This window comes from Actinomadura latina NBRC 106108 (assembly GCF_001552195.1).
Classification (GTDB): domain Bacteria; phylum Actinomycetota; class Actinomycetes; order Streptosporangiales; family Streptosporangiaceae; genus Spirillospora; species Spirillospora latina.
The window spans coordinates 45,686-65,429 of the sequence record NZ_BCQS01000001.1 but is presented as its reverse complement, the minus strand read 5'-3'; the positions used below and the strand labels follow the sequence as shown (position 1 = coordinate 65,429).

Below are 19,744 nucleotides of genomic sequence, written 5' to 3'. Positions count from 1 at the left end.
TCCTGCGGGCTGTGGACGATCCCATGGCGCGACAGGCCGGTGATGCCCGGGGCGGACGGCTGCGCCGGCTCCTCCTCCTGGCCGGTATCGCCGTCGCCGTGCTCGCGGTCGTCCCGATCGTCTCCCGGTGGCTCGGCAACGAGCCCGACCAGCGGCTCGTCGACCTGGAGGTCTACCGGGAGGGCGGGCTCGCCGTGCTGCGCGGCGCGCCGCTGTACGACTTCCTCACGCAGCCGCCGCAGCTGCTGCCGTTCACCTACCCGCCGATCGCCGCCGCGCTCGCCGTCCCGTTCACGCTCCTGCCCTGGCGGGCCGCGCAGTGGACCTGGGTCGTGCTGATCTACGTGTCGCTGGCGATCGTGGTCTGGTACGCCTTCCGCGACCTCATCCGCCGGACGGGCCGCTGGGCGCCGCTCACCGCCGGCGTGCTGTTCGCCGCGATGGCCTGGCTCGACCCCGTCCGCGACCAGGTCCGGTTCGGGCAGGTCGGGCTGTTCCTGCTCGCCATGTGCCTCGCGGACTGCTGCGCCCGCACGCCCCGCTGGCCGCGCGGCGCCCTCGTCGGCCTGGCCGTCGCGATCAAGCTGGTGCCGGGCGTCTTCCTGATCTACTTCCTGCTCACCGGACGGCGGGACGCGCTGGCCAACGCGGTGCTCACCGCCGCCGCCGCGACGCTCGCCGGGTTCGCGCTGCTGCCCGCCGACTCGTCCGCCTACTGGTTCGGCGCGCTGCTGCAGGGCGGCGACCGGACGGGCGCGGTCGACGGCACCACGAACCAGGCGATCAACGGCATCGTCGCGCGGATCTTCGACGAGGGGCCCGTCCGGACGGCCGTCTGGCTCGTCCTCGCGCTGGTCGTCGCCTACTACGGCTTCAGGTGGGCCCGCCGCGCCACCCTCGCCGCCGACGAGCTGACCGGGCCGGGCGCGTCCAGCCTGCTGCTCGGCGGCGTCGCGATCGTCGGGCTGCTGTCCGTCGTGCTGTCCCCGGTGGGGTGGATCCACCACCTTGTCTGGATGATCGCGGTCGTCGGGGCTTTGGCCGGTGACGGACGGGACACGCGAAGATGTCTCCTCGCGCTCGGTGCGTGGTTCATGTTCCTGTGGCCGCTGCCCTGGTGGGGACGCGGCTGGATCGGCCCGGAGCACTCCGCCATAGCGGAATTCGCGGGCCAGGTCCTGCGCGACTCGTTCGGGATCGCCGCGCTGGCGTCCATCGCCGTCCTCGGCACCTGGCTGGTGAAACGAGTGAAACCGGACACCGTTCAGGGGGATCCTTCGCAACCGAAGGCGCAGGTGGGTACGCTCGCCCCGTGATGCTAGTCGCGGTGGCCGTAGCGGGCCTGGTCGCCGGTATTGCGGGGCTGTCCATCGCGGTGGTCGCGCACAACCGGGTCAACCAGGTCGTCGACGAGTGCGGGGAAATGCTCAGGCGCCAGCTCCAGGTCGCCAGCGGATCGGTCGACGAGCGCGCCCTGCGCGACCTCGCCATCGTCCACTACGACGCCCTGAAGGAGATGTCCGGGCACCGGTCCTTCTCCCTCGCCCTGATCAACGCGGTCGGGGACGGGGTCGTCGTCAGCTCCATCAACGGGCGGACCGAGACGCGGACCTACGCCAAGGCCGTCCAGGCCGGGCACCCGGTCGAGACGCTCTCCCCCGAGGAGAGCCACGCCCTGCGCGCGGCCCGGCTCGGCAAGGGCCCGGTCGTGTCGATGGACGACCCGCTGGCCGACTTCGGCAGCGGCGACCGCACGTCCGCGCGGGCGTAGCGGCGGCTCGGGCTTCACCCGCCGGGAAGTAAACTCGGCGTGTTCGACCACACCACTCGCCCCGGGGGACCCCGTGACCGCAGACAGCAGGCAAGCGCGCTACGCCTACCTGGGTCCGCAGGGCACGTTCACCGAGGCGGCCCTGCTCACGCTGCCGGGCGCCGCCGGCGCCGAGCACGTCCCGTACGCGACCGTCCCGGCCGTCCTGGAGGCGCTCCGCAACGGCGAGGCCGACACGGCCGTCGTCGCGCTGGAGAACTCCGTCGAGGGCTCGGTCCCCACCACGCTGGACGAGCTGGCCACCGGCGAGCCACTCCAGATCGTCGGTGAGATCCACCTGCCGGTCTCGTTCGCGCTGCTGGTTCGCCCGGGGACGGCGCTGGACGACATCAAGACCGTCGCGTCCCACCCGATCGCGCAGCCGCAGTGCCGCCGCTGGCTGCTGGAGAACGTCCCGCACGCCGAATGGCGCGCCGCCACGTCCAACGCCGAGGCCGCCCAGCACGTCGCCGACGGCCATTACGACGCCGCGCTCGCCGGCTCGTTCGCCGCCGCCCGCTACGGCCTGTCGATCCTCGCCGAGGACATCCACGACGTCGCCGACGCGGTCACCCGCTTCGTCGTCCTGCACCGCCCGTGCACGCCGCCCGCCCCCACCGGCACGGACAAGACGACCGTCGTCGCGTTCATCGGCGAGGACCACCCGGGCGCCCTGCTGGAGATCCTCACCGAGTTCTCCGTGCGCGGCATCAACCTGACGCTGATCCAGTCGCGGCCCACCGGCGCCGGCCTCGGCTCCTACCTCTTCTGGATGGACTTCGAGGGCCACGTCTCCGACGCCCGCGTCGGCGAGGCCCTGATGGGCCTGCGCCGCGTGTGCGCCGACCTCCGCTTCGTCGGCTCCTACGCCCGCGCCGACGCGGTCAGCCCCGAGATCCGCCGCGGCACCCACGACAGCGACTTCACCAAGGCCGCCGCCTGGCTCACCGGCATCCGCACCGGCCGCTCCTCCTGACCCCTGACCTGCCCGTTCATGGGGCGGCGCAGTTCTTACGAAGATCGAACGTATGCGCCCGAGGTCTGGCACGACCGGCCTTGAAGATCATTGACTGGACGCATGCACACACTCCCCATTCTGCGCAGGGTCGGCCGCCGCACCCTCACCGCCGCCCTGCCGATCGCCCTGTCCGCCGCCGTCCTGGTTCCGCTGCGGGCCTCCGCGGCCGAGGTCCAGGTCGTGTCCACGACGGTCACCCCGTCCCGCATCACCTCCGGTGAGCAGGCGATCCAGACGGTCACCCTGGCCGAGCCGGCCCCGGCGGGGGGTGTCAACGTGCAGCTCCTGGACGGCAACGAGTACAAGGACCTGACCTATTTCCAGGCCACCAAGAACAAGGTCACGGTGCCCGAGGGGGAGCGCAGCGTCAGCTTCGCCATCCGGGTGCAGTCCGCGATCAGCGAGGGGACGGTGACCCGGCTGACCGCCGGAGTCGGCGGTTCGGTCGCGGAGACGTCGATCACCGTGGACCAGATCGACGGGCGGTATCAGGACGTCACCTCGTTCACCGTCGACAAGCGCATCGTGGTGGAGGGCAAGAAGTTCACCGGGACGGTGCGCCTCAAGTCCCCGGCGCCGGTCGGCGGCCTGGCCGTGGACCTGCGCAAGATCCCCTATGAGAGTGGGGCCATCCGCATGCCCTACTACGTGGTGGTCCCGGCCGGCGCGACGAGCGCGACCTTCACCATGGACTCCGATGCCTACGACAAGCCCCGTTTCGCCACGGTGATGGCGGCGCTCGGCACGGCCAGGCAGTTCGCCGGCGTCATCGGAGTGCCGAAGAAGTTCTCCATCGGCGTTCTCGGCCCGGTGCGGCACCGGGCCGGCAATGCCGAGAACTTCGGGGTGGTCGGCCTGGGGGACATCTGGCACCCGTTCGGCGCCAGGATCAACCTGACCAGTGACACGCCCGGCGTCACCACCTCCCTCAACGTGCCTTCCGACGGAAGCATCCCGGCCGACAAGGACGGCGCGCAGTTCAGCATCAGTGTCGCCGACTCGGTCCCGGTCGGGACCAAGGTGAAGCTGACCGCGAACTGGGTGCTCGGCCCGGCTCCGGTGACGACGGAGTTCACCGTCCAGGACCGACCGTCCGCCTGACCGGTGAAGCAGGCCGGCCGTCCCGTACGCCGCCGCGCGGCGCGGGGCGGCCGGCCTCCTCCGGTCCAGGGAGAAACAGATCCGGGCCGGGACGTGTTGCACGCGGTGATACCGAAGAGAAGGGTGCCCCCGTGCGTGTCGAGATCTGGTCCGATGTCATCTGCCCGTGGTGCTACATCGGGAAGCGGCAGTTCGAGAAGGCCCTTGAGGGCTTCGAGCATCGCGACCGGGTGGAGGTGGTCCACCGGTCCTTCCAGCTCGACCCGTCCTTCCCGCACGGGGAGACCGTCGACGTGGCCGACATGCTGGCGGAGAAGTACGGCATGACGCGCGAGCGCGCCGTCGAGATGAACCGGCAGATGGAGGAGCGCGCGGCCGGGGTGGGGCTGGAGTACCACCTGGAGGGCGGCCGGGCGGGCAACACCGCCGATGCGCACCGGCTGATCCACCTCGCGGCGAAGCACGGCGTGCAGGACGAGGTCGTCGAGGCGCTCTTCAAGGCGCATTTCACCGACCGCCGCTCGGTGTTCGACCACGACTCCCTGGTGGAGGTCGTGGCGGAGGCGGGCCTGGACGCGTCCGAAGCGCGCGACGTGCTCACGTCCGGCCAGTTCGCCTCGGACGTGGACGCCGAGCATCGCGCGGCGCGCGACATCGGCGCGACCGGCGTCCCGTTCTTCGTCGTCGACCGCCGCTACGGCGTCTCCGGCGCCCAGCCGACCGAGACGTTCGCCGACGTCCTCACCCGCGCTTGGACGGACGCCCACCCGGCCCTCACCACCATCGGCGAAGAAGCCGGGACCTGCACCGACGACACCTGCGCGGTCCCCGACAAGCCCTGACCGGCGCCGGTCGGCGCAGAAGACCGACAAGCTGGGCCGCTTCCGCAAGGGTTTCAAGGCGTCCAAGGACGGCACATGGCGCGCCTACACCAGCGCCACGTCCTACTACGTCAAGACCTACAGGGACGACTACGTGGACGTGCGCTGACGTAGGGTGCCCTGGTGGGCATGGACTTCGATCTTTACGAGCGGGAACTGTGGGCCGGGCGGGCCGCCGCGTACGAGCGGGGCTTCGCCCGGCTCACCCGTTACCTGGTGGGTCCGCTGCTGGACGCGGCCGGGGTGACCGATGGGACGCGGTTCCTCGACGTCGGGACGGGCCCGGGGTTCGTCTCGCGGGAGGCCGTCCGGCGCGGCGCCCAGGTGTCGGCGATGGACGCCGAGGAGAGCATGGCGGACACGGCCGCCCGGAACGTCCCGGGGCTGGACGTGCGCGTCGCCGTCCTGCCCGAGGTGCCGTTCGAGGACGAGGCGTTCGACGGGGTCGCCGGCAACTGCGTCATCAACCACGTGGGCGACCCCGGCGCGGCCGTCACCGAGCTGCGGCGGGTGCTGCGGCCGGGCGGGCGGCTGGCGCTGTCCTGCTGGGCGATGCCGGGCAGCGGCGCCCTCGCGATCGTCCGGGAGGCGATCGAGCAGGCCGGTGTGCCGTGGCCGGACGACATCCCCGAGTCGCCGTTCCTGCGGTACGGCGAGCCGGTCGCGTTCCGGCGGCTGGTGGCGGAGGCCGGGCTGGCCGAGGTCGAGGTCGAGGAGGTGACCTGGGAGCACGTCGTCGACCCGGAGGAGTGGTGGGAGACGGGCGCGCTGTCCAGGGTCGGCACCAACGGCGTCATCGTGGGGCGGCAGGACGCGGAGACCGTCGCCCTGATCAAGGACGCCTACGACACGATCATCGCTGATTACGGGGTGGACGGCGGCAAGGTCGCGCTGCCCGCGCACGCGCTGCTGGCGAGCGGCGTCCGGTGAAGCGCGGTTATGCGCGCGCGGAGCGAGGGGCCGGAACGGTAGCCTCGGGTCTGTGATTGACCTGCGAGCTCTTCGAGAGGATCCGGAGCGGCTGCGCGCGTCGCAGCGCGCCCGCGGTGAGGATGACGCCGTCGTCGACCGGCTGCTGGACCTGGACGGGCGGCGCCGCTCGGCGCTGACGTCGTTCGAGCAGCTCAGGGCGGAGCAGAAGAGTTTCGGCAAGTCCGTCTCCAAGGCTAAGGGCGACGAGCGGGACGCGCTGCTCGCCCGCGCGAAGGAGCTGTCGCAGCAGGTCAAGGAGCAGGAGGCGGAGGCCGGCCGGCTCGGCGAGGAACTCGACGCCGTGCTGAAGGGCGTCCCGAACCTCATCGAGGAGGGCGCCCCGCCCGGCGGCGAGCAGGACTTCGTCGTCCTGGAGCACGTCGGCGAGCCGACCGCGTTCGACTTCGAGCCGAAGGACCACCTCGAACTCGGCGAGGGCCTCGGCGCCATCGACATGGAGCGCGGCGCGAAGGTGTCGGGCGCGCGGTTCTACTACCTGACGGGCGTGGGCGCGCGGCTGCAGTACGCGCTGCTGAACCTCGCCATGGAGACGGCGATCGGGAACGGGTTCGTCCCGATGTACCCGCCGGTCCTGGTGAAGCCGGAGGCGATGGAGGGCACCGGGTTCCTCGGCGCGCACGCCGCCGAGGTGTACCAGCTCCCGGCGGACGAGCTGTACCTGGTCGGGACGTCGGAGGTGCCGCTCGCCGCGTACCACATGAACGAGATCATCGACGAGCTGCCGCGGCGGTACGTGGCGTGGTCGTCGTGCTTCCGCCGCGAGGCCGGCTCCTACGGCAAGGACACGCGCGGCATCATCCGCGTCCACCAGTTCGACAAGGTGGAGATGTTCTCCTACTGCGACCCGGCCGACTCGCACGCCGAGCACCTGCGGCTGCTGGAGTGGGAGAAGGAGATGCTCGCCAAGGTCGAGATCCCGTACCGGGTGATCGACGTGGCGGCCGGCGACCTCGGCTCCAGCGCGGCCCGCAAGTACGACTGCGAGGCATGGGTGCCGACGCAGGACACCTACCGCGAGGTCACCTCGACGTCCAACTGCACGGAGTTCCAGGCGCGGCGGCTCGCGGTGCGGTCCAAGGACGCGGACGGCCGGAACCAGCCGGTCGCGACGCTGAACGGCACGCTGGCGACGACCCGCTGGATGGTGTCGATCCTGGAGAACCACCAGCGGGCCGACGGCTCGGTGCGCGTCCCGGAGGCGCTGCAGAAGTTCCTGGGGCAGGACGTCCTGGAGCCGATCAAGCGCTGACCCCGGGGCGCCGGTGTCGGCGGCGTCGCTTATGGTTTGTGGCATCTGCCCAGGAAGGTGACATGAGCCAGCTTTCGCCGCGCGTGATCGCCACTGACCTCGACGGCACGATCGTGCGCTCCGACGGCACGATCTCCGCCCGGACCGTCGACGCCCTGGCCCGGGTCGAGCGGGCCGGGGCGATGCTCGTCATGGTCACCGGCCGGCCGCCGCGCTGGATGACGGACGTCGCCACGGCCGTCGACCACCACGGCGTCGCCATCTGCGCCAACGGCGCCGTCGTCTACGACCTGCACACCGAGACGGTCCTGCAGACGCGGGAGATCCGGCCGGACGTGATCGCGGAGGCGGTCGGGCGGCTGCGCGGCATCTCGCCCGAGCTGCAGTTCGCGGTGGAGCACCCGGCCGGGTTCTACTTCGAGAACAGCTACATCCTCGGCCGCTGGGACGCCGAGGACTTCGGCGGACGTCGCGTGGACGCCGACGAGCTGGTCAGCAGGCCCGGCACCAAGCTGCTCGCCTTCCACCCGGACGCCGACCCCGACACGCTCTCGGAGAAGGCCGTCCAGGCGGTGGGCGACCTCGTGACGGTGACGCACTCGTCCGGGCGGGGGCTGCTGGAGATGAGCGCGCGGGGCGTCACCAAGGCGAGCGCGCTCGCCGCGCTCTGCACCGAGCACGGCCTCGTGTCGGACGACGTCACCGCGTTCGGCGACATGCCCAACGACCTGCCGATGCTCACGTGGGCGGGCACGTCCTACGGTGTCGCGAACGCGCATCCGCTGGTGCTGGCGGCCGTGACGCACAAGACGTCCCGGAACGACGACGACGGCGTCGCCGAGGTGCTGGAACAGCTCTACCCGTAGCGACGGCCGCACCCCTCCCGTGCGGGGGTGCGGCCGGTTCGCGGTCCTACAGGTGGCGGTCCTACAGGTAGGGGCCGGACGAGCGCGGGCCGGGGTGCTGCTGCTCATCCTCCGGGGGCTGCATCATCCCGGCGGGCAGGGCGCGCCGCATCTGCTCCAGCTGCGCCCGCGCCGCCATCTGCTGCGCGAACAGCGTCGTCTGGATGCCGTGGAACAGGCCCTCCAGCCAGCCGACGAGCTGCGCCTGCGCGATCCGCAGCTCCGCCTCGCTCGGCACCGCCCCCTCGGTGAACGGCAGCGACAGCCGCTCCAGCTCCGCGACCAGTTCGGGCGCCAGGCCGTCCTCCAGCTCCTTGACGGACGACTTGTGGATCTCCCGCAGCCGGGCCCGGCTCGCCTCGTCCAGCGGGGCGGCCTTGACCTCTTCGAGAAGCTGGCGGATCATCCCGCCGATCCGCATCACCTTCGCGGGCTGCTCGACCATCTCGGTGACCGACTTGCCCTCGGACTCGCCCTCGCCGGCGCTCTCCATGGCGATGCCGCCCGGGCCGACCACGAGGACCTGCGGTTCCTGTTCAGACTGGTTCTTCGAAGGCTCGCTCATAAACTCCACATCCTCACACGGTCAACAAGATCTTGCCGACGTGACCGCTCTCTTCGAGCAGCTCGTGCGCGCGCGCCGCGTCCGCCATGGGGAAGCTCCGGTCGATGACGGGCCGGACCTTCCCCGACTCCAGCAGCGGCCACACGTGCTCGCGGACCCCGGCGACGATCTCCGCCTTCTCCTCCGGGGGACGGGCCCGCAGCGTCGTCGCGTGCACCAGCGCCCGCTTGCGCAGCAGCGTGCCGAGGTCCAGCTCCGCCTTCGCGCCGCCCTGCAGGCCGATCACCATCAGCCGTCCGCCGATGGCGAGCGCTTCCACGTTCCGCGCCAGGTACTTGGCGCCGATCAGGTCGAGGATCACGTCGTACGGGCCGCTGCCGACGAAGTCGTCCTCGCGGTAGTTCACGGTGACGTCCGCGCCGAGTTCGCGGCAGCGGGCGGCCTTCTCCTCGCTGCCCACGGTCGTCACGACCCGCGCGCCGCGCGCCTTCGCGAGCTGGATCGCGAACGTGCCGATGCCGCTGCCGCCGCCGTGGACGAGGAGCGTCTCGCCTTCGCGCAGCCCGCCGAGCTGGAAAACGTTCGACCACACCGTGCACGCGACCTCCGGGAGTCCGGCCGCCGCCGCGACGTCCACCCCGCGCGGCACCGGAAGCACCTGCGCGGCGGGCACCGCGACCCGTTCGGCGTACCCTCCCCCGGCCAGCAGCGCGCACACCTCGTCGCCGGTGTTCACCCCGGTGACGTCCGCGCCCAGTTCGGCGACCCGTCCGGACACCTCCAGGCCCGGGTACGGGGGCGCGCCCGCGGGCGGCGGGTAGAAGCCCTGCCGCTGCATGACGTCGGCGCGGTTGACCGCGCTCGCCGCCACCTCGATCAGCACCTCGCCCGGCTCCGGTCGCGGGTCGGGGACACGCGTCCATTCGAGGACGTCGGCGCCGCCCGGCTCGCGGATCACGATGGCATGCATACCGATCACGCTACCGGGCGCCGCACCCCCGCTTTGCCGCCCCAAGCCCGATCTACACGGGGGATGCGTGCTAGTGGGTCATGGGTATCCTGCGTGGGGATCGGTTTGCCCACCTGCACCGTGTTGATCATCAGAGGCGTGCCCGAGGGGGAAGAACGGTGGCGAGGAACGAGCACGACGGGCGCTCCCTGGAGGAGCGTCTCGCTTCTCTCGACGCGATGAGCGAGGACACGGCGGAACCGTCCCCCCAGGGCGAGCAAGGGGCGCGACCGGCCCCCGCCCAGCAGGAGAACGCCCCGCCGCCTCCGCCGCCGCCTCCGTCGCCCGCCCCGGACGACAACCCGTGGCTGGCCGCGCCGCCCGCCTTCCAGGGAGCCCCGGAGAACACGGGCTACGGCCCCCCGCAGCCCCCGCCCTACGAGGGCGCCCCCATGCCGCAGCCGTTCGACGGGGGGATGCTGCCGCCGCCGTACTACCCGGCCCCGGCCTACGACCCGTCCCAGGCCCCGCCCTCTTCACAGCAGTCGCCCCCTTCGCAGCAGTCGCCGTACGACGCCAACGGCAACGCCGCGCCGCCCCTCGACCAGCTGCCGCCGTACCCGCCCGAGCAGTTCGCGCGCCAGGACGCCGGCGGGCAGTACCAGCCGATCGACCCCGCCACCGGGCAGCCCTACCCGCAGGACACCGACGCCTCCGGGCAGCCGTACGTGCCGATCGACCCGAACACGGGCCGCCCGCTCGCCCCCGAGGCCGGACCCCCGCAGGACGTGAACGGCACCGTCCAGCAGCAGTTCCCCCCGGCGGACCCGAACGCGGCCCCGCCCTACGCACCCGACCAGAACGTCCAGCAGTACCCGCCGCAGCAGTACCCGCCGGCCGACCCCACCACCGGCCAGCAATACCCGCCGGCCGATCCGACCACGGCCCAGCCGTACCCGCCGGCCGATCCGACCAGCGGCCAGCCGTATGCCCAGTTCGACCCGACCACGGGTCAGCCGTACGCCCAGGTCGACCCGAACACGGGGCAGTCCTACCAGCCGGTCGACCCGAACACCGGGCAACCGTACGTGCAGGTCGACCCGAACACGGGCCAGCCGTACCCGCCGGACCCCAACGCCGTCGCGCAGCCCTACCTGCAGGTCGACCCCAACACCGGGCAGCCGTACATGCCCGTCGACCCGAACACGGGGCAGCCCTACCAGGGGTACGGCTACCCGGCCGGGCCGCAGCAGGGGCAGATGATCCCGCCGGGGCACGCCGCCCCGCCGCAGCAGCCGCAGGACTCCGACAGCCTCAGCTCCGAGAACCTCCTGGGCGAGCGCCGCATCGCGCCGTCCTCGGGGTGGCGGCGCGCCGTCTACAAGGCGACCGCGGGCAGCATCCACCCCGGCGAGTCGCAGTACGAGCTGCGCCGCAAGGACCTGATCGCGCGCGCCCGCACCCCCGTGGCCGGCGGCCACCACCGGGTCGCGGTCATGTCGCTGAAGGGCGGCGTCGGCAAGACGACCACCACGACCGGCCTGGGCTCGATGCTCGGCTCCTTCCGCGGCGACCGGGTCATCGCGGTCGACGCCAACCCCGACCGCGGGACGCTCTCGGACAAGGTCCGGCTGGAGACGGCCGCGACCGTCCGCGACCTGCTCAACAACCGCGACCAGATCAGCCGCTACGCCGACGTGCGCGCGTTCACGTCGCAGAACGAGGCGCGGCTGGAGATCCTCGCGTCCGACCGCGACCCGGCGGTCAGCGAGGCGTTCTCCGCCGAGGACTACGCCGCCGTCGCCGTCGTCCTGGAGCAGTACTACTCGGTCTGCATCACCGACTGCGGCACCGGGCTGCTGCACTCCGCCATGTCGGGCGTACTGGCCCTCGCCGACCAGCTCGTCCTGGTCAGCTCCCCGTCGGTGGACGGCGCCCGGTCCGCGAGCGCGACCCTCGACTGGCTGGAGGCGCACGACCACGGGCACCTCGTCCGCAACGGCGTCGTCGTCCTGTCGATGGTCCGCAACCGCACCCGCAGCCAGGTCGACCTCGACAAGCTGCAGGCGCACTTCGAGAGCCGCTGCCGCGCCGTCGTCCGCATCCCCTACGACGACCACCTGGAGGAGGGCGCCGAGGTCGAGCTGGAGCAGCTCGCCCCCGCCACCCGCGAGGCGTACCTGACCCTGGCCGCCGTCGTCGGCGACGGCTTCGCCTTCCAGCGCCCGCCCCAGTCCTGAGGACGGACGGTAAGGTCACGTTCCGTGACTGACGGCGATGGCTTGTACGTCGGCAAGGCCGGACCGGACGCGGCCGGTGACCGGGGCTGGCTGCTCGGGCACTTCAAGCCCGCCGGCGATCTCCGGCACAGCGACGAGGTCGAGATCAAGTGGGGCGTCCACCCCAAGGGGGAGCGGCGCGCCCAGTGGACGGACGGGGAGAAGCGCACGGCCCTGCTCATCCTGATCAGCGGCCGGTTCCGCCTGGAGTTCCCCGGACGGAACGTGGTGCTCGCCGAGCAGGGCGACTACGTGGTCTGGGGACGCGGCGTCGACCATTCGTGGGAGGCCGAGGAGGAGTCGGTCGTCCTGACGGTCCGCTGGCCGTCCATTCCCGGCTACCGCGTCCCCGAGGAGCCGTAGGAGACCCGGCCGCGGCTCGACGTCCACGCCGCCGTCGCACTCGGCTGAACTCCCGATACGCGGTCGAAGGCAGCCCCCCGCGACCGCTATCGTGGTCGGTGGCCGGGAGCCGCCGGCCACCGGGAGAGTTCGCATAGTGGACTAGTGCAGGCGCCTTGAAAGCGCCCAGGGCTGGGGACAGTCCTCGTGGGTTCGAATCCCACACTCTCCGCTCCGGAGTCGGGGGCGACCCCCTGGAACCCCCGGCCGCCGCAAGGTGGGCGACTCTGGCATAAGTCATCCGTTACCCTCTTCGGCATGTCGCAGACACCGAATGATCCGGCGGGTACGACGCACCAGTTCCAGAACTTCGCCAGCCAGGCGCAGCCGCAGAAGTCCGGGCCGAACGTCGGCCTGATCGTCGGCGCGATCGCCGTGGTGGCGGTCATCGCGGTCCTGGCGGTCGCGATCATGGCGCTCGGCTAGGACGCCGGAGGGCCCGGCCAGGGCGCCGGGCTCAGCGGCCGCTGCCGCTGAAGTGCTGGTAGTCCTTGGCGCCGCTCCAGGCGCCGCCCCAGCCCCAGCCGATCGAGGCGAACGCCTTCACGACCTTGTCGCCGGCGTGGATCAGGCCGGGCGCGTCGAGCTTGCGGTTCTTGTACTTCGTGCAGGACTTGTGGGCGATGCGCCCGTCCGCGTAGACGTAGGGGTTCTGGCAGGGGTTGATGTCGACGGCGAGGCCGTACGCGTGCTGGGAGAACGAACTCGACCCGGTCGCGTTGCGGCAGTTGAAGGCGGAGGTGTTGTTCGCCTCGATCGAGTCGAAGTCGCTGCCGCCGTACTTGTCGACCGGCTCCATGCGCTCGATCGGGTACTTCATCTTGTACAGCTTCTTGAAGACGGAGACGAGGTCGTCGGCCGCCTTGGCGTTGACGACGAGCCGTCCGCCGGTGTGCGGCTTGTCGTCCATGCCCCAGTAGGTCATCTCGATCATCCGGAGCCCGGACGGCGCCACGGGGCAGCCCTTCCGCCAGGACGACTTCAGGTCGCCGGCGGTCACCTTCTTGACGTCGGCACGGAAGCCCTGCTCCGACGGGGACGCCGACGGCGACGCGGCCGTCCCGGACGCGGTGGGCGGGGTCGCGGCCGGCGACTCGCCCGAGTCGTCGGAGCCGCGGCCACATCCGGCCGCCGCGAGCGCCGCCGTGAGCAGGACGCCGAGGAAAGTCGCGCTGAAGATCGGCCCTCTACCTGGCATCTTTGCAGCATACGCAGGCCTGGAGGTGCTCGCGTGGCACCGTTAGTTCGCTACGGTGCGTTTGAGGGTGCGCCCACCGGATAGGGGCGGCGTGGACCTTCGTTCGACCGCCGGGCATGTCGTCCGGTGACGTCCGGTCCCAGGGAGCCGGGATGGCGGAAGCTCAGGAGAGCGACCTCCCAAGCCTCGGAGACGAGATCTTCGCCGTGGCGCACAATGTGGAGGTCGAGCAGGGGGCGGCTGCGGAGCCGCGATTGCCGACGGACAAGGCGCAGGTGCTCGCCGAGCGCGCGCGGGCGTTCCTCGGCCGGGACGTGAAGGCGCTGGCGGCGGGCTTCGTCGTGTTCGTGTTCGTCGATCTCGTGATGATGTGGGCGCCGCTGATGATGAGCCGCCGCCCGAGCCTGCTGCCGCAGTTCATCACGCTGCTGCTGCTGGCGTTCGGGCTCGGCGGGCTGCTCGTCTGGCAGGTCGGCGGCCGGTGGCGGACGTTCGGCATCGGCATGATGCTCGCCTGGGGGTTCCTGACCCTGGTGTCGGTCGGGTTCCTGACCGGGGTGACCGTCCCGCTGTGATCAGGTCGCGGGCCCGACGCGCTTCAGGACGAGGCCGAACGCGCGCCCGATCGCTTCGAGGTCCTCGGGTTCGATCACGTCGATGAAGAACGTCCGGACGGTCTCGACGTGGTCGCGGGCGGCGCGTTCGAGCGCCGCGAAACCCTCGTCGGTGAGGTGCGCGAAGACGCCGCGCTTGTCGTTGGGGCAGCTGTCCCGCTTGACCAGGCCCTTGGTCTCCAGGCGGGAGCAGGTGTGCGACAGCCGGCTGCGGGACTGGCTGGCGTTCTCGGCGAGCTCCGCCATCCGCAGCCGCCGCTCGGGCGCCTCCGACAACCGGACGAGGATCTCGTACTCCGACACCGACAGGCCGTGCTTGGTCTTGAGGTCCCGGTCCATGATCTCGGTGAGCCGGACGCTGCCGTCCACGTATGCCCGCCAATCGCGCTGCTGGGTGGCATCGAGCCAGCGAGGTTCGCTCATACCGGAAAGTATAGAACGATATGTTGAATATTCAACTAGTGCGCGCTATCTTCACGGTAGCAGGACGGGACGCCGCCTCCGTCCGCGGAAATAGTTGAAACATCAACTACGTTGCACGAGGCAGTGCACCGCCCGGCCGGGACGGGGCACCCGAATGAGGGGAGATCCCATGCCTGCCGTGATGGCCGACCCGCTGACCCTGCCCCGCCTCCCGCTGCTGCCGGAGACCGGGACCGACTGGCGCCGGGTCGCGAAGGTCGTGACCGCCAAGCGTCACCTCGAAGGCGAGGGATTCCAGGTCAGGCGGCCCTTCCCGGGCATCGACCTGGCCCTGGCCGACCCCTTCCTGCTCCTCGACCACATGGGCGCCGTCGAGTACGCGCCAGGCGAGGCGAAGGGTACCCCTTGGCATCCGCATCGCGGGTTCGAGACGGTCACCTACATCATCGACGGAGCCTTCCAGCACCAGGACACGACCGGCGGCGGCGGCCTGATCTCCGACGGCGCCACCCAGTGGATGACGGCGGCGTCCGGGATCCAGCACATCGAGCAGCCGCCGCCCGAGATGGTCGCCAAGGGCGGGCTGTTCCACGGCATCCAGCTCTGGGTGAACCTGCCGCGCGAGCAGAAGTGGCTGCCGCCGCGCTACCAGGACATCAAGGCCCGCGACGTCAAGCTGCTGGCCGCCGACGACGGGTCGTCGCTCGTCCGCGTCATCGCCGGGTCGCTCGCCGGGTACGACGGCCCTGGCGTCACCTACACGCCGATCAACTACCTGCACGCGACGGTCGCGCCCGGCGCGCGGCTCGCGCTGCCCTGGCCGCGCGACTTCAACGCCCTCGTCTACGTCCTGTCCGGACGCGGGACGGCGGGCGCCGAGGAGGTCGGGCTGGACGAGGGGCAGCTCGCCGTGTTCGCCGGCTCCCACCACAAGGGCGACGGGGACGGGCTCGTCGTCCGCGCCGCCGACAGCCAGCCGCTGGCCAGCGCGAACGGGTGGGAGATCCTGGTTCTGGGCGGGCTGCCGATCCGCGAGCCGGTCGCCCGGTACGGGCCGTTCGTGATGAACACCCGCGAGGAGATCGTCCAGGCCTTCGAGGACTTCCAGGCCGGACGCATGGGCACCGTCCCGGCGGAGCAGGTGCCGCACCGGTCGGACGCCGACGAGTCCCTCGCCTGACTCCCGGGAGCGGTCCTGCCCGGTACCCCGCTCCGGGCAGGGCCGCTCCCGGGGCACTTCCCGCGTTCGCGTGACGGAGGCGGACGCATGCGCTAGTGTGTTCGAATAGTCGAACAGAAGTTCGACCTGTTCGGAGGTGCTCGCCCGGGGAGGCGACATGGCGGCCATCGCCACGAGAGGGGCGGAAGCCCCCGCGCGCTGCGGGCGGCGGCGGGAGCACGCGACACGCCGCAGCGATTTCTACGCAAATCTACGGCCGCAGCTATATCGCCTCATAGAGTCCGACAGCGTGGACCCCGTGCGCAATCCCTACGCCCCGGGCGCCGGGCAGCGCCCCCCGGAGCTGGCCGGCCGCGATCGCGAGCTCCGGCAGTTCGAGGTCGTGCTGGAACGGGTGGCCCGCGGGCGCCCCGAGCGCAGCATGATCATCACCGGGCTGCGCGGCGTGGGCAAGACCGTGCTGCTCAACGCGTTCCGGTCGCAGGCGATCCAGCGGCTGTGGGGGACGGGCAAGATCGAGGCCCGGCCCGACCAATCGATCCGCCGGCCGGTCGCCTCCGCGCTGCACCGTGCCGTCCGGGAGCTGGCGCCCCGGCACCGCGCGCCCGACCGCATCGAGGACTTCCTCGGCGTGCTCAAGGCGTTCGCGCAGTCCGAGCCCGAGCCGTCCGGGAAGGGCAAGGCGCGGGCGCACCGCTGGCAGCCCGGCATCGACGTGCCCGCCGCGCGCGGGCGCGCCGACTCCGGCGACCTGGAGATCGACCTCACCGAGCTGTTCGTGGACGCCGCGTCCGTCGCGACGGACGTCGGCGCCGGCATCGCCCTGTTCGTGGACGAGATGCAGGACGTCCCCGCCGACGACGTCTCCGCGCTGTGCGCCGCGTGCCACGAGCTGTCCCAGGTCGGCGGGCCGCTGATCGTGGTGGGCGCGGGGCTGCCGCACCTCCCGGCGGTCCTGTCGGCCAGCAAGTCGTACAGCGAGCGGCTCTTCCGGTACGCGCGCATCGACCGGCTCGACAGGGAGTCGGCCGATTTCGCGCTGATGGCGCCGGCCGAGCGCGAGGACGTCACCTTCACCAGGGACGCCCTCGACGCGCTGTACGGGGCGGCCGACGGCTACCCGTACTTCGTCCAGGCGTACGCCAAGGTCGTCTGGGACGTGGCGCCCGGCACCCCGATCACGGCGGACGACATCAAGGTCGCCGCCCCGGAGGCGGAGAGCGAGCTCGCGGTGGGCTTCTTCGGCAGCCGCTACGAGCGCGCCACCCCCGCCGAGCGCGACTACATGCGCGCGATGGCCATGCTCGGCGACGACCCGGTGCCCACGGCGTCGGTCGCGGACGAGCTGGGCCGCAAACCGTCCAGCCTGTCGCCCGCCCGCGACGGGCTCATCAAGAAGGGCCTCATCTACAGCGCCGAGCGCGGCATGGTCGCGTTCACTGTGCCGCACTTCGGCACGTTCCTCCGCTCCCAGCCCGCCTGACCGATCCGGCTCTATCGAGTTCTCTAGCGAAAAGGCTAGAGAGCGGTAGAAGCCTGCATCGCGCCGCGTTCGCGCCCTGTTTGCGCCGGTGTCGTCCGGTGAGTATGAGGTTCTCTAGCTTTGAAAGTAGAGAGCCATAGATTTTGCTCGCCCTATTCTCTGGCTTTGTCTAGGATCCTCTAGGACTTTTTGTAGAATGCCCTAGAAAGATGCAGAGGCGTGCGGCGGGCCCGGTGTTGTCACATGGGGCGGGTGGGTAGGACCCCGGGCGAATGCCCATCCAACGGGCAGAAGCTCTATATATCGGGGGGAAGCATGACGGACCGAGCTCGGTTCCGCGGTCAGGACCCGGACAACGCATTCGGCCAGGAGGACTACTCCGGCCAGGACGACACGTCCTCCGCCTTGGGCTACGACGACTCGATGGGCTACGACGAGGCCGTCCGCTACGACGAGACGCAGGACCAGGGCGGCCGGATGCCGGGCGCCGACGACGGGTACACGACCGAACGGCGCCGCTACCACGGGCAGGACGAGTACGGAACCCACCAGAACGAGTTCGGGAACGAGAGCACGGAAGGCGACTGGTGACCCGTCCACGGGGTGAGGGCCGCGTCCCACGGAATCGCGGCCCTCGGGGAGCCTCTCGGACGTGCCCGGTACCGGGCTAGACAGCCGACATTTCGGGCATCACGGTGGCGGACCGCACGTCCCGGTCCCCTTCGGCGGTGGACACGGCGAACACGATCTCCACGTCCCGGTCGTCCACCCGGCCCGCGAAGGCCACGAACCGCCAGCAGCCCTCCCGCCATACGTCCAGCGGGACCGCGCTCGCGACCGCGTTTTCGTGCCTGCTCCACGCCGCGCTCTCGAAGAGCGCCGCGTACGTCTCCGCCATCGGGCTGCGCCGCCGCTCGCACGGCGGATCGGCGGGCGTCCCCCGCCGCTCCGCGAGTTCCGCCAGCTCCGGCGACAGGAGCGCGAACAGCGCCAGCTCGACCGCGAACACCAGCCCGACCTGGACCTGCACGTCCCGCAGCACGTCCACGCCCGCGAGCGGCGCGCCGAGCGACGCCACCGCCGCACCGGTGAACAGCACGGCCCGCAGCACGCTGCGCCGCCCGACCCTCTTGGCGCTGAGGCCGCCGAAGCAGCCGCACCCGGCGTCCGGCCGGTGGACCCGCAGCTCCCCGACCACCCACGTCGCCGCCGCGAACGCCACCGTCGTCGCGAGCCGCACCGACAGGTGCGAGGTCACCAGCAGCGCCAGCCCGAGGAGGCCCTCGCCGAGCCCGAGCCCGACCGTCATGCCGCGGCTGCGGCGCACCGCCGTCAGCCGGGCGAGCCCCGCCGGAACCGGCACGCCGTGCACGTGGTCGGGCGCCTCCGCCGCCCGCTCCCGGACCGTCAGCTTCGCCGCGCACGCGGCCAGCAGCACCGCCGCGAGCAGCAGCACCTGGGTGTTCTGGAACGCCGTCACCATGACCCCTCCAGCGGCAGGTCCGGGCGGACGGACGCGTTGAAGCAGCCCGCGTCGAGATCGCCGCCGAGCCCGGCGAACGCGACCGGCGTCAGCTCGACGATCCGGCCGCGCGGGGACGCGTCGCACTCCACGCACCGGTCGCAGAACCGGGCCGCCGTGCAGCCGCACTCGACCACCGGCACCGCCGCGGCCCTCCTGCGGCACTCGTTGTGCACGGTGATCCCGCTCCCCACCGACAGGTACGGGAACGGAACGCAACCGGGCGGGGCGTCCGCGCATCCCCCGGCGGCCCCCTCGGAGTCGACCGCCGGGTAGGCCGCCCCGTCCGGCGCCGCACCGCCGGCGTCGCCGAACCAGGTCGCCGTCCCGCGCAGCACCCCGGGCACGGGCGCGGTCGGCTCCGGCGCGGCGAGATCGTCCGCCCGGTATCCGGGCTGCGACGTGCCGGGACGCACCGCCCGCGGCCCGTCCGGGGACCCGACGCAGATCACGTCGATCAGGTATCCGGGCTGCAGGCGCGGATGCCGCACCAGCACCCGTTCGAGGGCGTGCGGGGGGATCACCACATGGGCGCGCCCGCGGTGGGGGCCCATGTCCACCTCCACGGTGTCCTTCTCGCACGCCAGGATCGTGCCCGCGACGCGCCGGATGTCGACCCAGACCCGGTCGGCGACGAAGACGCCCCGGGGGGCGTGGGGGGTCGTCCCCCCTCGAAGGGTGCGGTCGGTGACGCCGCTCTCCCTCTGCCGGACGATCACCGGGCGGCCCGGCCGGAGCGCGGCGAGGCCCCCGCGCCCGCCGTGCCAGACCCCGGTGTCCCCGCTCATCGCGAGCCGGACCTCCGTGCCGCCCGCGGCCAGCACCAGCAGGTGCGGGCTGGCGTCCAGGACGATCCCGCACACCGCGCGCAGCGGCGGGCCGGCCTCCGGAAGGCCCGCCTCGGGAAGCCCGGCCTCCGGAAGGCCCGCCTCGGGACGGGCGGGGGACGCCCCGAACACGGCCGCGCGCCGGCGGCGGCGCGCTTCACGGGACGGGCTCGGCGGCATCGCGGCACTCCGGCAGTGATCACTCTGGGCGAAGGGGTGGAAGACAGTGCGTCAAGGCTCACGTGCCGTGACCTCGCCTGTCGATGAATTTGTCGCGATAAGTCAGCCAGCGGTGGACGTCTGATCTACCTGGGATGAAGATTATGAACTGGTTGACCCGGATAT

General features: G+C 71.8%; 21 protein-coding genes and 1 tRNA gene. 16 read left to right on the top strand and 6 right to left on the bottom strand.

Annotated features, from left to right (window positions below; translation table 11 throughout):
* The first annotated feature begins 11 nt into the window (after positions 1-11).
* From AL2_RS00320 to AL2_RS00285, 8 genes are all read left to right on the top strand, one after another.
* Positions 12-1,316, top strand: coding sequence for a glycosyltransferase 87 family protein (locus AL2_RS00320; protein ID WP_245666216.1), 1,305 nt, complete (start codon positions 12-14; stop codon positions 1,314-1,316).
* Complete coding sequence (locus AL2_RS00315) at positions 1,316-1,771, top strand: DUF4446 family protein (protein WP_083945792.1); 456 nt, start codon at positions 1,316-1,318, stop codon at positions 1,769-1,771. The genes AL2_RS00320 and AL2_RS00315 overlap by 1 nt, the downstream gene beginning before the upstream one ends.
* Before the next feature lie 73 nt (positions 1,772-1,844).
* Complete coding sequence (gene pheA / locus AL2_RS00310) at positions 1,845-2,786, top strand: prephenate dehydratase (protein ID WP_067627771.1); 942 nt, start codon at positions 1,845-1,847, stop codon at positions 2,784-2,786.
* A gap of 102 nt (positions 2,787-2,888) precedes the next feature.
* Positions 2,889-3,929: a hypothetical protein gene (locus AL2_RS00305; RefSeq protein WP_067627769.1), complete on the top strand. Its 1,041-nt coding sequence runs from the start codon at positions 2,889-2,891 to the stop codon at positions 3,927-3,929.
* A gap of 131 nt (positions 3,930-4,060) precedes the next feature.
* Complete coding sequence (locus AL2_RS00300) at positions 4,061-4,771, top strand: DsbA family oxidoreductase (protein ID WP_067627766.1); 711 nt, start codon at positions 4,061-4,063, stop codon at positions 4,769-4,771.
* 168 nt (positions 4,772-4,939) lie between these two features.
* Entirely contained in the window at positions 4,940-5,740 is an 801-nt protein-coding gene (locus AL2_RS00295; RefSeq protein WP_067627949.1) for a class I SAM-dependent methyltransferase, read from the top strand.
* Positions 5,741-5,792: 52 nt separating this feature from the next.
* On the top strand, positions 5,793-7,052 hold the full coding sequence (gene serS, locus AL2_RS00290) for a serine--tRNA ligase (RefSeq protein ID WP_067627763.1): 1,260 nt from the start codon (positions 5,793-5,795) through the stop codon (positions 7,050-7,052).
* A gap of 62 nt (positions 7,053-7,114) precedes the next feature.
* On the top strand, positions 7,115-7,918 hold the full coding sequence (locus AL2_RS00285) for a Cof-type HAD-IIB family hydrolase (protein WP_067627760.1): 804 nt from the start codon (positions 7,115-7,117) through the stop codon (positions 7,916-7,918).
* A gap of 61 nt (positions 7,919-7,979) precedes the next feature.
* Here AL2_RS00285 and AL2_RS00280 read toward each other — a convergent pair whose 3' ends face one another.
* Both AL2_RS00280 and AL2_RS00275 read right to left on the bottom strand, forming a co-directional pair.
* A complete protein-coding gene (locus AL2_RS00280; protein WP_067627757.1) occupies positions 7,980-8,522 on the bottom strand; it encodes a bacterial proteasome activator family protein in 543 nt (180 codons plus the stop codon).
* Positions 8,523-8,535: 13 nt separating this feature from the next.
* A complete protein-coding gene (locus AL2_RS00275) occupies positions 8,536-9,492 on the bottom strand; it encodes an NAD(P)H-quinone oxidoreductase (protein WP_067627754.1) in 957 nt (318 codons plus the stop codon).
* A gap of 158 nt (positions 9,493-9,650) precedes the next feature.
* Here AL2_RS00275 and AL2_RS38905 point away from each other — a divergent pair, with 158 nt between their 5' ends.
* The 4 genes from AL2_RS38905 (at position 9,651) to AL2_RS37940 (ending at position 12,578) form a co-directional block, all read left to right on the top strand.
* Positions 9,651-11,711, top strand: coding sequence for a MinD/ParA family ATP-binding protein (locus AL2_RS38905; RefSeq protein ID WP_245666214.1), 2,061 nt, complete (start codon positions 9,651-9,653; stop codon positions 11,709-11,711).
* Between the two features lie 24 nt (positions 11,712-11,735).
* Complete coding sequence (locus tag AL2_RS00265) at positions 11,736-12,113, top strand: cupin domain-containing protein (protein WP_067627751.1); 378 nt, start codon at positions 11,736-11,738, stop codon at positions 12,111-12,113.
* Between the two features lie 122 nt (positions 12,114-12,235).
* Positions 12,236-12,324: transfer RNA gene (locus tag AL2_RS00260), tRNA-Ser, on the top strand.
* Between the two features lie 86 nt (positions 12,325-12,410).
* Complete coding sequence (locus AL2_RS37940; protein ID WP_168444623.1) at positions 12,411-12,578, top strand: hypothetical protein; 168 nt, start codon at positions 12,411-12,413, stop codon at positions 12,576-12,578.
* Positions 12,579-12,609: 31 nt separating this feature from the next.
* Here AL2_RS37940 and AL2_RS00255 read toward each other — a convergent pair whose 3' ends face one another.
* Positions 12,610-13,350, bottom strand: coding sequence for a M15 family metallopeptidase (locus AL2_RS00255; RefSeq protein WP_067627749.1), 741 nt, complete (start codon positions 13,348-13,350; stop codon positions 12,610-12,612).
* Between the two features lie 152 nt (positions 13,351-13,502).
* Here AL2_RS00255 and AL2_RS00250 point away from each other — a divergent pair, with 152 nt between their 5' ends.
* Positions 13,503-13,925 carry a hypothetical protein gene (locus AL2_RS00250; protein ID WP_067627943.1) on the top strand — a complete coding sequence of 141 codons (423 nt, stop codon included), beginning with the start codon at positions 13,503-13,505 and terminating at the stop codon, positions 13,923-13,925.
* On the opposite strand, the gene AL2_RS00245 is transcribed toward AL2_RS00250, so the two are convergent.
* A complete protein-coding gene (locus tag AL2_RS00245) occupies positions 13,926-14,387 on the bottom strand; it encodes a MarR family winged helix-turn-helix transcriptional regulator (protein ID WP_067627746.1) in 462 nt (153 codons plus the stop codon).
* Between the two features lie 169 nt (positions 14,388-14,556).
* Between AL2_RS00245 and AL2_RS00240 the strand changes: the two genes are divergently transcribed.
* The 3 genes from AL2_RS00240 (at position 14,557) to AL2_RS00230 (ending at position 17,641) form a co-directional block, all read left to right on the top strand.
* Positions 14,557-15,567 (top strand): pirin family protein, encoded by a 1,011-nt coding sequence (locus tag AL2_RS00240; RefSeq protein WP_067627739.1) that lies wholly within the window; start codon positions 14,557-14,559, stop codon positions 15,565-15,567.
* A gap of 289 nt (positions 15,568-15,856) precedes the next feature.
* The gene (locus AL2_RS00235; RefSeq protein ID WP_067627736.1) at positions 15,857-17,050 is read left to right on the top strand and encodes an ATP-binding protein; all 1,194 of its coding nucleotides are present in this window, start codon (positions 15,857-15,859) and stop codon (positions 17,048-17,050) included.
* 315 nt (positions 17,051-17,365) lie between these two features.
* Positions 17,366-17,641 carry a hypothetical protein gene (locus AL2_RS00230; RefSeq protein WP_067627733.1) on the top strand — a complete coding sequence of 92 codons (276 nt, stop codon included), beginning with the start codon at positions 17,366-17,368 and terminating at the stop codon, positions 17,639-17,641.
* 76 nt (positions 17,642-17,717) lie between these two features.
* On the opposite strand, the gene AL2_RS00225 is transcribed toward AL2_RS00230, so the two are convergent.
* Both AL2_RS00225 and AL2_RS00220 read right to left on the bottom strand, forming a co-directional pair.
* Positions 17,718-18,533, bottom strand: coding sequence for a MauE/DoxX family redox-associated membrane protein (locus tag AL2_RS00225; protein WP_067627730.1), 816 nt, complete (start codon positions 18,531-18,533; stop codon positions 17,718-17,720).
* The gene (locus AL2_RS00220) at positions 18,527-19,579 is read right to left on the bottom strand and encodes a hypothetical protein (RefSeq protein ID WP_067627727.1); all 1,053 of its coding nucleotides are present in this window, start codon (positions 19,577-19,579) and stop codon (positions 18,527-18,529) included. The genes AL2_RS00225 and AL2_RS00220 overlap by 7 nt, the downstream gene beginning before the upstream one ends.
* Positions 19,580-19,744 lie beyond the last annotated feature (165 nt).

Coding starts and splice junctions, on each gene's coding strand:
- AL2_RS00315 (WP_083945792.1), top strand. CDS start 1,316: ATGCTAGTCGCGGTGGCCGTAGCGGGCCTGGTCGCCGGTATTGCGGGG.
- AL2_RS00305 (WP_067627769.1), top strand. CDS start 2,889: ATGCACACACTCCCCATTCTGCGCAGGGTCGGCCGCCGCACCCTCACC.
- AL2_RS00295 (WP_067627949.1), top strand. CDS start 4,940: ATGGACTTCGATCTTTACGAGCGGGAACTGTGGGCCGGGCGGGCCGCC.
- AL2_RS00285 (WP_067627760.1), top strand. CDS start 7,115: ATGAGCCAGCTTTCGCCGCGCGTGATCGCCACTGACCTCGACGGCACG.
- AL2_RS00280 (WP_067627757.1), bottom strand. CDS start 8,522: ATGAGCGAGCCTTCGAAGAACCAGTCTGAACAGGAACCGCAGGTCCTC.
- AL2_RS00275 (WP_067627754.1), bottom strand. CDS start 9,492: ATGCATGCCATCGTGATCCGCGAGCCGGGCGGCGCCGACGTCCTCGAA.
- AL2_RS37940 (WP_168444623.1), top strand. CDS start 12,411: ATGTCGCAGACACCGAATGATCCGGCGGGTACGACGCACCAGTTCCAG.
- AL2_RS00255 (WP_067627749.1), bottom strand. CDS start 13,350: ATGCCAGGTAGAGGGCCGATCTTCAGCGCGACTTTCCTCGGCGTCCTG.
- AL2_RS00250 (WP_067627943.1), top strand. CDS start 13,503: ATGGCGGAAGCTCAGGAGAGCGACCTCCCAAGCCTCGGAGACGAGATC.
- AL2_RS00245 (WP_067627746.1), bottom strand. CDS start 14,387: ATGAGCGAACCTCGCTGGCTCGATGCCACCCAGCAGCGCGATTGGCGG.
- AL2_RS00240 (WP_067627739.1), top strand. CDS start 14,557: ATGCCTGCCGTGATGGCCGACCCGCTGACCCTGCCCCGCCTCCCGCTG.
- AL2_RS00230 (WP_067627733.1), top strand. CDS start 17,366: ATGACGGACCGAGCTCGGTTCCGCGGTCAGGACCCGGACAACGCATTC.
- AL2_RS00225 (WP_067627730.1), bottom strand. CDS start 18,533: ATGGTGACGGCGTTCCAGAACACCCAGGTGCTGCTGCTCGCGGCGGTG.
- AL2_RS00220 (WP_067627727.1), bottom strand. CDS start 19,579: ATGCCGCCGAGCCCGTCCCGTGAAGCGCGCCGCCGCCGGCGCGCGGCC.